9 protein-coding genes are annotated in these 12145 nt (G+C 44.8%); 3 read left to right on the top strand and 6 right to left on the bottom strand.

Annotated features, from left to right (window positions below; all coding sequences use genetic code 11):
* The first annotated feature begins 109 nt into the window (after window positions 1-109).
* Both AC5FX4_RS03755 and AC5FX4_RS03750 read left to right on the top strand, forming a co-directional pair.
* Window positions 110-502, top strand: coding sequence for a c-type cytochrome (locus tag AC5FX4_RS03755; RefSeq protein WP_493605166.1), 393 nt, complete (start codon window positions 110-112; stop codon window positions 500-502).
* Window positions 503-656: 154 nt separating this feature from the next.
* Entirely contained in the window at window positions 657-3230 is a 2574-nt protein-coding gene (locus AC5FX4_RS03750; protein ID WP_493605165.1) for a diguanylate cyclase domain-containing protein, read from the top strand.
* Here the strand turns inward: AC5FX4_RS03750 and rep are convergent.
* Window positions 3219-5234, bottom strand: a complete 2016-nt coding sequence (gene rep / locus AC5FX4_RS03745; protein ID WP_493605164.1) for a DNA helicase Rep — start codon at window positions 5232-5234, stop codon at window positions 3219-3221. The genes AC5FX4_RS03750 and rep overlap by 12 nt on opposite strands.
* 117 nt (window positions 5235-5351) lie before the next feature.
* Between rep and ubiK the strand changes: the two genes are divergently transcribed.
* The gene (gene ubiK / locus AC5FX4_RS03740) at window positions 5352-5618 is read left to right on the top strand and encodes a ubiquinone biosynthesis accessory factor UbiK (RefSeq protein ID WP_493605163.1); all 267 of its coding nucleotides are present in this window, start codon (window positions 5352-5354) and stop codon (window positions 5616-5618) included.
* A 4-nt stretch (window positions 5619-5622) separates the two neighbouring features.
* Here ubiK and can read toward each other — a convergent pair whose 3' ends face one another.
* From can to ilvD, 5 genes are all read right to left on the bottom strand, one after another.
* Window positions 5623-6276, bottom strand: coding sequence for a carbonate dehydratase (gene can / locus AC5FX4_RS03735; RefSeq protein WP_493605162.1), 654 nt, complete (start codon window positions 6274-6276; stop codon window positions 5623-5625).
* 10 nt (window positions 6277-6286) lie between these two features.
* A complete protein-coding gene (locus AC5FX4_RS03730) occupies window positions 6287-7465 on the bottom strand; it encodes a methyltransferase (RefSeq protein ID WP_493605161.1) in 1179 nt (392 codons plus the stop codon).
* Between the two features lie 28 nt (window positions 7466-7493).
* Window positions 7494-8588: an ABC transporter substrate-binding protein gene (locus AC5FX4_RS03725; RefSeq protein ID WP_493605160.1), complete on the bottom strand. Its 1095-nt coding sequence runs from the start codon at window positions 8586-8588 to the stop codon at window positions 7494-7496.
* Window positions 8589-8657: 69 nt separating this feature from the next.
* Window positions 8658-10199, bottom strand: a complete 1542-nt coding sequence (ilvA, locus tag AC5FX4_RS03720) for a threonine ammonia-lyase, biosynthetic (RefSeq protein ID WP_493605159.1) — start codon at window positions 10197-10199, stop codon at window positions 8658-8660.
* 2 nt (window positions 10200-10201) lie between these two features.
* Window positions 10202-12058 carry a dihydroxy-acid dehydratase gene (gene ilvD, locus AC5FX4_RS03715; protein ID WP_493605158.1) on the bottom strand — a complete coding sequence of 619 codons (1857 nt, stop codon included), beginning with the start codon at window positions 12056-12058 and terminating at the stop codon, window positions 10202-10204.
* Window positions 12059-12145: the final 87 nt, after the last annotated feature.

The raw sequence follows: 12145 nt of genomic DNA, 5'->3' as shown, positions 1-12145 counted from the left end.
CTGAATATGCACAAGTTTAGTTTTATAAATTAATTGGTGGCGTTATAATCGCTAGAAATTCCGTCATCTTATCGTGATTGATCACGTCCAAATGAAGTGAGCAAGACAAATGAAAAAACTTTCGGCAGCACTTTTATTGCTATCAACAGCCGCTATGGCACAGCCTTATGACAACGCTTTAACAGAAGAAGCTATCAAAAACCGTATCGCTCCTGTAGGCGAAGTGTATTTAGCGGGTGCAGCCGATGCAGCTCCTGCGGCTCCTACTGGACCACGTTCAGGTGAGCAAGTGTATCAAGGTTCTTGTTTTGCTTGTCACGGTACCGGTGCGTTAGGTGCGCCAAAATCAGCTGATGATTGGGCACCGCGCCTTGCAAAAGGCAAAGATGTATTACTTGAGCATGCGCTTAACGGTTTTAACGCTATGCCACCACGCGGAACTTGTGGTGATTGTTCTGATGATGAAATTGCAGCGGCAATTGATTTTATGTCATCAAAATAATCCAGCCCAGCATGAGGAGATCGCGGATCTCCTCTTCACTCGCAATCAAGAAATCCTCATATTACACCTCCTACATAGCACTTGACCCCTACGAATAAAAGTGGAAATATAAGAGTAATATTTAAGCGAATAATAATAACTTTGGGTTAAATCATTGGAAGATCCCTCTACTCTGCTTCGTAAACTTGAGCGCAACAATAAGCGCCTTAAGTTTCTGCTAAAAAAATACAAGCAGAACAGCCACTTGCAACATGCTCTCATTCTTTTATCAGAGCAGGCGAGTACGGTTGCAGAGTTAACCTTGCTCTATCCTGCGATCCACAACATCTTAACTCAATACTTACCAAGTCGTAGTTTCTACGTTGTTTTGCAAAACCAGTTCACCCAAGCGCTTGAGCTTTCATACTTCGTTGATGAGAAAGATGGAATTTCTGTCCCATTGAACGAAAATAGTCACTTTTCTGAAGGCGTAACAGGTTACGTTTTCCGCTCTGGCAAGTGTGTTTATTTGACTAAAGACACCATGCAAGAGCAAACCCAGCAAGGTTTATATAAAGCGCTTGGTAGTCAAGCGGAACACTGGGTAGGCGTACCAATTTACCGAGATAAAACCATTATTGGCGTGATGGTTTCGCAAAGTTACAAGGTTGAACAAAGTTATAGCGAGCAGCAAATAGAGCTACTTGAGGTCATGTCACTGTACTTATCAACCGCGATTGAACGTGTGAAAAAACGTGAGTTGTTAGAGTCAGAAGTGAAAATTCGCACCCGTGCTTTAATGCAAAGTAATGAAGCACTTAACAAAGAAATAGAGCATCGCAAACGCGCGCTCGAACGGCAACAGATCTTATTTAAAATCTCAGAACTTGCCACACAATTCAATGATATTGACGACGTGTATAAACAAGTTCACGACATTATACGTTCAATTACATTCGCGGATAATCTATATATTGCACTGTACGATAAGCACAAGGGGTGGTTGAATTTCCCTTACAGTGTTGACGAAGTCTGTGAATATCACCCAAGACCTTTTGCTAAGGGGTATAGTGAGCTTGTTATTCGCACTGAACGTAGTCAACTGATCGATACTGAGCGCGCCAAAAAGCTGATCACCGATGGCACGGTTGAACGCGCAAAAGACTACTATCAAATAAAATTAGCAACGAGCTGGATGGGCGCACCGCTAAAAACAGCCAATGGCGTGATAGGATTGATTGCGTGCCAAGCTTATGATCATAAATATGAATTTGATTATGATGATGTCGAGTTAATTTCATTTGTATCAAATCAGATAGCTTCAGTATTACAAACACACTTGGCAAATCAAGCGCTCAAGATCAGCCACCAAGAGTTAGAGCACCGTGTTGCAGAAAAAACAAAAGCATTACAGCAAACTAACTTACACCTGCAAATGCAAATTGAAGAACGTAAAAAAATAGAGCAACAGCTATATCATGATGCGCACCATGATCCGCTTACCAGTTTACCTAATCGCAGTTTATTCTTAACTCAATTAGAAAAAACGCTGCACAAATTTCAGCGTCACCCAGAGCACCACTTTGCTGTGCTATTTATTGATTTGGATAAGTTCAAATCAATAAACGACGAATTAGGTCATCAAGCAGGTGACCAATTTTTGATTTGGGTGAGCAAGTCATTTTCAGAATGTATCAGAGAGCACGACCTTTTAGCCCGCCTTGCCGGTGATGAATTTGTGATCTTACTGGATCATTTGAGCGATAGACAACAGGCCGAAGATGTCGCCAAGCGTATAATTCGAGTTATGCAACAGCCTTTCTGTATGAAGGGGATATGCGTACAAAGTGGAGCAAGTATTGGCATCACTTATAGCAATAAAGATTATCAAAACACCGATGAGATCATCCGCGATGCGGATGCGGCCATGTATTACGCCAAAAATGCGGGTCGGGGCCGATATGAGTTCTATCACCCACTATTAACAGCCAGTTCCGGCAGTGCAAAACATCTTGAGCATCACCATCTGAGTGCGTTACCCACGCATTTTCGCAGTACAGAAGTCATTTCAATGACCGAGTGTAGCTGTGCGATTAGCCTGCTTGATGCGTTTGGCGAACACCCGGTGCTCGGCAGTACAAACTTTGATGTGCTAAAGAAATTTGCTGCGGAAAAAGCAGAACAGTTGGAAATAGAACTGCAACTGTTAGAGCAGGCCGTTGAAATAGGCAATGTGCAGCATCAAGATCTCCTCTTTGCTTGCTCTATCACAATTTTAGACAGCCAAGCGTTTGGCACCTTGTGTAAAATTTTAAAAACGGCGCAACACAAGTTATGTTTGCTGTTTGATGAAACACAATTACGCCATGCATCGAGCCAACAATTAGATAATCTCAAATCGCTACTCACAATTGGACAAGCGATTGGCTTAAATGACTTCGCTAAAGATCGCTGTGACTTGGCTTTACTGACCCAATTTGATTTCGAGTACCTATTACTCAGTTCCACCTTCAGCAAACGCGTTTTGCAGCAAAAGTCCTATGATCTGCAGCTACAAGGCATACTCGCCGTCACAAAATTAAAGCATACCCGCGTCATTGCCAAAGGGCCTGCGATTTTAAACTTCCAAGGACTACTGGAAAGTCATGGTGTTGAGTTGTTTTTTGGTAAACAACAAAGCATCGGCAAAGAACCCAATCTCTCAAGCTCTTCGCCAAATAAGCAAACGCAAGAAACGCTATCGTTTTAACATGGCTCTGAGGTTAGCCACTCGCGCTTGGCCTTTCTCCATTCTCTCCGCTTGCGAAGCCACAGTTTTCTTTTGTCCTTCAAAACTTAAATCGTCCTGAGGTAACTCATGAACAAAACGGCTCAACTCCGGTGTGGCAACTTCACCAAACTGGCGACGGTTTTTTGCATACGTGAGTGTGAGCGTTTGCTGTGCTCGTGTGATCCCTACATAAGCCAAACGACGCTCTTCTTCTACATTATCTTCATCAATGCTGGTTTGATGAGGTAAGAAGCCTTCTTCCATACCCACCATAAATACGTGTGGATATTCCAAACCTTTTGATGCATGCAGAGTCAGCAGTTGCACCGCATCGCTATCATCTTCTTCTTCATTACGCTCTAGCATGTCACGCAAGGTGAGTTTGCTGACCACTTCAGGTAGCGTCATTGCCGGGTTATCCGCATCACCTGTCAACATATCGGTGATCCAACGATAAAGTTCAGACACGTTCTTCATACGCATTTCCGCCGCTTTGGCGCTGGGCGATGTTTCGTATAAATAAGCTTCGTAATTAGTTTCCCTGACCATATCTTTGACCGCTTCAAGGGTATCACCGCGTGTTGCACGATCAGATAACTCAACCACCCAGCGCGCAAAGCCCATCAAGGCATTTAAACCACGACCCGCTAACCGCTCGGCTAATTGAGGGTCAAAACAGGCTTCAAACAAGCTAATGTGTTTTTCATTGGCTAAACTGCCTAACTTCTCTAACGTAACGGGTCCGATCTCACGTCGGGGGGTGTTCACAATACGCAAGAAAGCATTGTCGTCATCTTGATTTACTAACAACCGTAAGTAGGCCATGATGTCTTTGATCTCACTGCGTGAGAAAAATGACATACCACCACTGATCTTGTAAGGAATGCGGTTACTCATCAGCGACTTTTCAAACACTCTGGCTTGGTGATTACCTCGGTACAAAATCGCATAATCTCGATAACTGGTGCGCTTCATAAACTTATGCGAAATGATTTCCGCAACAACTCGCTCCGCTTCATGTTCTTCATCACGCGTTGCGATCACACGAATAGGGTCGCCATTTTCCAATTCACTGAATAGCTGCTTATCAAACTCATGGGGGTTATTCGCGATCAAGATATTGGCCGCTTTGAGAATGCGGCGGCAACTACGATAATTTTGTTCTAGTTTAATTAAGCGCAGTCCGGGAAAATCTTTTGAAAGCAGCACCAAGTTTTGCGGTTTAGCACCACGCCAAGAATAAATGGACTGATCATCATCCCCTACCACTGTAAATCGGGCTCGCTCACCTACTAACAATTTAACCAGCTGATACTGGCTGGTGTTGGTATCTTGATATTCATCCACCAACAGATAGCGAAAACGTGCTTGCCAACGTTCTCTGACGTCCGCGCTTTGTAACAACAACAGCGTCGGTACCATGATCAAGTCATCAAAATCAAAAGCGTTATAGGCTCTAAGCTGTGTTTGATAACGGGCATACAACTGCGCAAACAAGGCCTTTTGCGGCTCTCTGGCTTGCGCGATAGCCTGCTGCGGTAAGATCAGTTCATTTTTCCAGTTACCGATTTGCATCTTCAACAAATTGAGTAAATCTTTGTCTTTTTCCAACTCTTTTTCGGTTAACTCGCTGAGTAGCTGGTTGGTATCCTGATCGTCAAGTAAGGAGAAATTCGATTTATACCCCAGCGTCTTTAACTCTTTTTTGATGATTTCCAATCCCAAAGTATGAAAAGTAGAAACCCATAAGCCTTTTGACTCTTGTTTACCGAGCGTTTGAGAGACACGCTCACGCATTTCTTTAGCAGCCTTATTAGTAAACGTGACGGCAGCAATATTTTTGGCTTGATATTCACACTTTTGTACGAGGTAAGCAATTTTATTGGTGATCACACGGGTTTTACCCGAGCCTGCGCCAGCCAGCACCAGACATGGACCACTGATGTATTTTACCGCTTCATCTTGTTTTGGATTGAGTTTCATTACTAAGGATACTTTGAGCTACCGAAGAGCGCATTTTAACTTAAAGCGCTCGATGCGCCTAGGCGCTCAGCAAAGCATTTGCTAATATGAACACACACTTTTAAATAAGGACTTGTCATGATTAACCCTGCAAAGATAGAAGAAATTGCTAAGCAAATTTCTAATAATATGCCACAAGGTGTAAAGAATTTAGCGGACACATTTGAATCTAAAACCAAACAAGTGATCCAAAACAAACTAGCAGAAATGGATTTTGTTAGCCGAGAAGAGTTTGATATTCAAAGCAAAGTCTTGATCCGCACACGAGAAAAGTTAGCCGAGTTAGAAGAAAAAGTGGCTACACTTGAAGCGAAGTTAGCGCAACAAGACGACAACGCTGAGTAAATCGTTATAAATAACGTTTTGCCACTTGCTCCACCGCTTGAGCATAAGCCGCATTAACGTGCTCAAGCGCTGTGGTTTGTGCTTGCACTTCATGCAGCAAACCATCTGCTAGGCCATAAACCCAACCATGGATCGTCAGTTCTTGCCCTCTTTGCCATGCATCTTGTACCACATTGGTAAGACAAACATTTCTCACCTGATCAATCACATTGAGTTCACACAGAGCGGCACAACGCCTTTCAAGGGCTACAGAGGCAAGTAATGCTTGATGTTTTTCTTTAACATCGGCCACATGACGCAACCAGTTATCAATTAAACCGAAACGGGCTTCGTCCAACACCGCTTGTACACCACCACAACCGTAGTGCCCTACTACCATAATGTGCTCTACTTTCAGTACTTCGACTGCGTACTGCATAACGGATAAGCAATTATGATCGGTATGAACCACCACGTTAGCCACATTGCGATGAACAAACAGTTCACCCGGCATGAGATCGACAATTTCGTTCGCTGGCACACGTGAGTCAGAACAGCCAATCCACAAGTAGTCTGGGTTTTGTTGGCCCGCCAATTTTTTGAAAAACTCAGGATCACGCTGCTGAGTGCGTTTTGCCCATTGCTGGTTATTATTAAGTAAATGATCAAGCGAGCACATGTGCTTTCCTCTAGTTTGCCGTAGCGAGGATTAGAATATTCCTGGGCGTTAGCTGTTTATGACAAAATTCTTGAATATCGACATCATACCCAGATGCTTGCAAATATAAAGCCCTATCGAGGACCAACCAGATCTCAATCGCGCGTCTAAATGCATGTCTTACCAGCTCAATTCTATCTGTAACCTGCTTTCTTTGTCGTCCTAACCGTAAGTAATGTGCATAGTCACACTCAGCAGGTAACGCCACGCCTTTTTGCTCAGCCGCCCATTGGCAAAAATCGGCAAATTCACCAGAAAAAATGGCTTTATTCACTGACGGTACGCTCACATACTCGGCCTCACCCGTTACATCACGTCTGAGCGCATCAAACCCCAAGCGCCAAGTCACTTCTGTTTTTCTTACTCGACCAACACGCTCGGGCGCTGTGACGGTTTCCTGCAACGCTAATTTCATATCGCTGTGCGTTAAGCGCAACGCACTGTGTTTAGCAGGTTCACTCATGGCCTGGTAGGTCGGCTCTGTAAACAAATGATAGCAACAAGGCGATAGGCTTATCTTTTTCACCCCGGCAGAAACCGCTTGTTTCATAAAAACTTGATGGAGTCGACCACAGGCGTGTAAAGCAACCGCATGTTGTTGCTCAAAAAAATGTGGCTGTGTGTTGTCTTTAAGCACATCTGCACAACTAAACGTCATCGCTAAATTTTGCTTATTGGCACTTTGTTGCCCTTGCTCACAAAGTGAGGCTTGTAGCTCGATGCTATGCACATGTGGCGCGCCACTAAACGCTAAAATGCGCCCTAGGTGACCTTTTCCTGCACACCACTCCAAAACCGGATAGCGGGCATCTTCAATATGACTCACAAAGTCTTGTAATTGCTCTAATTTGCGCCCTTTAATGCCGTTACTCAACCAAAATGGCAGTTGTGTTCTGGGATGCGCGTGAAGCGCTAAATGAAGAAGCGTATCGAGTTCTTTTAACTGAGGAATAAACTGACTGAGTGATAATTGCAGTTGCTGCTGATCAGCATCGAGCTGAGTGACCTGTTCATCACTTAGCGACATTAACCAAGTATTAAGCGCTTCATTCCACGGCAAAGTGTCAAACTCAAAGGCAACTAACTGCCAATACGCTTGAGATTGCGTAAGTAATTCGTCTAACTTTTTAAACCGCGATAAGAGATGCATAATAGGCACAGCACTACATATAAAAGCGTTATTCTACCTGTTTTTTACTCGACTGTGTTGCACTGGTGATGCGGTATTGCTGCTTTTTAGAAAAAATAAGGTGCAAGTATAAAGGAATGCACAACAAAGTAAGTATTGAAGCAATGATCAACATCCAAGACCAAGGGTAAGAGTTCGGCTTACTTGTAGGATGGTAAATAAACTTACTTATTACAGCATGTGCCTTATCAATATCATATTCATATAGTTGCGCTATCCATTGCCAGCGGATCTCTGACATGCTGCCAATGGGGATCCCCGCCTGTAAGATAAAATCTCTGAGCGTGTCCGCTTCATACGCTAACTGCGCTTTCGTCTTTTGCGGATTGTACTGACGCAAAATCACTTCAATACTTTCATCCATATGCAGCATGGCATATCGCCACCCTTTCAGGCTCGCTTGGCGAAATTTTTCGACCATTTTCGGCTTTTGTGCAATCACATTTTCACTGGTAAACAAAATATCACCATACACATTCAAACCATACTGCTTTGGGCAGATCTGACGGGTCATAATCCCTTGTTGGCGCATTTGAAAAGGTTCATTGGTGATATACACCTGCAACGCATCAAATATCCCTTTTTCAAAATCTTCCAATGGGCGAAGTCCTGCATACAAAGGTAGCTTAAATACATCAATACCAGCTTGCCTCAACATCATGAGTAACTCGGCATTTTCTGAGCGCCCCAAGTAGCTGATCCGCTTATCTGAAAAATCTGTGGGGGAATAAATATCCGAGTTGGCCTTAACCATCCAGCAGTAAGGTGAAGATTGGAGTATTGCGGCCAGCGCTACCAGTGGTTTACCGTCCATTCGTGATTTAAGAATGCCCGAATGTGTCACACCAAATTGCACCTGTCCTGCGAGCACTTTAAATTGCGTATCAGGGTTATTTAGGTCAGCTTCTACAATGCTGACGTCTAAGCCAGCTTGTTCATAGAAGCCTTTTTCTTTTGCCATGTAATAGCCGGCAAATTGGAACTGATGTTGCCACTTTAATTGTAAGACCACGTGCTCATTAGCGTGACTCAAATTGCCAAAACACCATGCCAATAGCCACGCTAAACACATTATGGTTTTCATTATCTTCCCTGCATTATCTTGCTAGATGCGAATAACCATAACTATAGAAAAGTAGAGGGTATTTGCAAACTAGCCTGCTTGGCGCTGCAACGCTGTAGGCATTTGTAAGTATTGCGAGAAACAGGGATTATTAGTTTCTTCTATATACTGATAACCCAGTTGTGCCAAGTGACTATCAAACTTAGCATAGTCGCCACTGGCAATTTCAAAAGCCGCGAGTACATTCCCTTCTGCAGCGCCATGGTTACGATAATGAAATAGCGTAATATTCCATTCACTGCCTAGAGTATCTAAAAAGCGTGCTAATGCGCCCGGGTACTCGGGAAACTCAAAACGTAACAAACGCTCTTGCAAAGCAATCGGTGGCTTGCCACCTACCATATAGCGCAAATGTAACTTCGCCAGTTCATTGTCTGAGAAGTCCTCAAATGCATACCCATTTTTATAGAGTTGGCTTTTAAGCTCATCAAGCTCAATTTGCCCACCACGCAAACCTACACCAACAAAGATTTGTGCTTCACCCTCTCCTGCATAACGATAGTTAAACTCGGTGATTGCTCTACCGCCTAATGATTGGCAAAAACGCTTAAAACTGCCTTTTTCTTCAGGAATGGTCACCCCAAACAGCGCTTCGTTTTTGGCGCCGAGTGCGGTACGCTCAGCAATGTAACGCAAACGATCAAAGTTCAGGTTTGCGCCCGACAAAACTGCAGCAAGATTCAATCCTGCTCGCTTATTTTGTTGGCTCCATTTTTTAAGGCCCGCTAAAGATAAAGCACCTGAAGGTTCTGCAATCGCCCGTGTTTCAATAAAGATATCTTGAACTGCGGCACAGATTTCGTCAGCGCTGACCGTAACAACTTCATCGCAAAACTTTTGTGCTAAACGAAATGTTTCACTGCCAATGATCTTGACTGCCACACCATCAGCAAAGCCGCCTACTTGCTCTAACTCAACAGGCTCACCCGCTTCTAAAGCGGCCTTTAAACAAGCGCTTTCTTCTGCTTCAACGCCCACTATTTGGATATCTGGACGTAGAGATTTGATATAAACAGCCATCCCGGCTAACAAGCCACCACCACCAACAGGCACAAACACAGCATCCAGCTCATGTAATTGCTGCATCAGCTCACGTGCAACCGTTCCTTGACCAACAATCACATCTTTATCATCAAAAGGCGGCACGAACACTGCGCCATGCTGCTCCGTTAACTCAAACGCATGGGCTTTTGCTGCATCAAAATTATGACCATGTAGTACCACTTCGCCGCCCAAATTACGCACCGAGTTAACCTTGATCTCTGGAGTCGTCACTGGCATCACGATAATCGCTCTGTGCCCTAAATGTGCAGCACTTAAAGCAACACCTTGAGCATGATTACCTGCCGACGCCGTGATCACTAAACTGTTCTGAGGTAGCTGCCGTAATTTGTTATACGCACCACGCAGTTTAAATGAATACACTGGCTGCTGATCTTCACGTTTAAGCCACACATTTTGACCTAGACGTTCCGACAAGCCTTTCATTTCACTGACTTCAGTCACCTTAGCCAGCGGCGACATATCCGCTTGGATTATCGCCCGAAAATAGTCTAATTCTTGCGATACCATGGCTAGCTCAGCTCCTCTAATTTAGCCAAGTCACGAACAGCGCCTTTATCAGCACTGGTCGCGAGTAATGCGTATGCTTTTAGCGCAGGGCTCACAACACGTTGGCGGTCGAGCGGCTTATAAGCCTCTTTGCCACGGGCATCTTGTTTCGCGCGGCGTTCAGCCATTTGGCTGTCGTCCAGTAGCAAGTGAATACCACGATTTGGAATATCGATTTGAATTAAATCGCCATCTTCCACCAGCGCTAATGCACCACCGCTGGCCGCTTCTGGTGAAGCATGACCAATCGATAGCCCTGATGTACCGCCAGAAAAGCGACCATCTGTTAATAACGCACAGTCTTTATCCAGTCCCATCGATTTAAGGTAGCTGGTTGGATAAAGCATTTCTTGCATACCCGGTCCACCTTTTGGACCTTCGTAGCGGATCACTACTACATCGCCTTTGCTAACTTTGCCATTTAAAATGCCATCTACCGCGTCGTCTTGTGATTCAAATACCACAGCTGGGCCCGTGAAGTTGAGCATTTCATCAACCACACCGGCGCTTTTCACAATACAGCCATCTGGGGTTAAATTGCCGGAAAGGACGGCAAGGCCACCGTCTTGTCTAAAGGCGTGCTCAATACTGCGAATACAGCCGTTTTCACGATCTAAATCCAACTCATCCCAGCGATACTCTTGGCTCATTGCTTTGGTGGTACGAATGCCAGCAGGTCCTGCTCGATAGAAGGTTTGCGCTTTGCTGTTACTACTATCCGTTGCATCCCAGCGTGTGATTACTTCACCCAATGTGCCACCAGCAACGTGGCCCACACTTAAATCGAGTCTTTCGCCTTTCGCTAATTCATTCAAAAGGCCCATGATGCCACCGGCACGGTGCACATCTTCAATATGATATTGCTGCGTGGCTGGCGCCACTTTACACAAAAACGGTGTATTACGTGACAGTCTATCGATGTCACTCATATCAAAATCAACACCGCCCTCTTGCGCTGCCGCTAGCAAGTGTAAAACCGTATTTGAAGAGCCACCCATTGCAATATCCAACGTCATTGCATTAGTGAAAGCAGCTTGGTTGGCAATATTTCTTGGTAATACCGCTTCATTGTCCTTACGGTAATATTCATCACACAATGCCAAAATACGTTTACCTGCGGCTTCGTATAGTTGCTGTCTGTCTTTGTGCGTGGCTAAGGTAGTGCCATTGCCCGGTAAGGCTAAACCGAGCGCTTCTAATAAACAGTTCATTGAATTCGCGGTGAACATACCTGAACAAGAGCCACAAGTCGGACACGCTGAGCGCTCAACCTGTTCGGAATCTTCATCGCTCACACTAGGATCGGCACCTTTGACCATCGCATCGACTAAATCGAGTTTAATATCGATATCGGCCAAACGGGTTTTACCCGCTTCCATGGGTCCGCCAGACACAAAAATAACCGGAATATTTAAACGCAGTGCGGCCAATAACATCCCAGGGGTGATCTTATCGCAGTTAGAAATACACACCATCGCATCGGCACAGTGAGCATTGACCATGTACTCCACAGAATCAGCTATCAAATCTCGAGAAGGCAAGGAATAGAGCATACCGCCATGGCCCATGGCAATACCGTCGTCAATCGCAATGGTATTAAACTCACGCGGCACACCGCCTGCATCACGAATGGTCTGCGCCATTAAATCACTGAGCTGATTCAAATGCACATGACCCGGCACAAACTGGGTATACGAATTCACCACGGCGATAATTGGTTTTTCAAAGTCACTGTCTGTCATGCCCGTTGCACGCCACAGTGCGCGAGCACCTGCACGTTGTCTGCCTTCAGTGGTTGTTTTGCTTCTTAATTTAGCCATGGTGTTTACCCCTTGTTGATGCGATGCCGGTTGTGGCAGCGGCTTTCCTCATTCCCAAAAAATGGGCCACCGGATGATGGCCCAAAC

The organism is Pseudoalteromonas sp. ATL1 (assembly GCF_058933015.1).
This window is presented reverse-complemented; position numbering and strand designations above follow the sequence as displayed.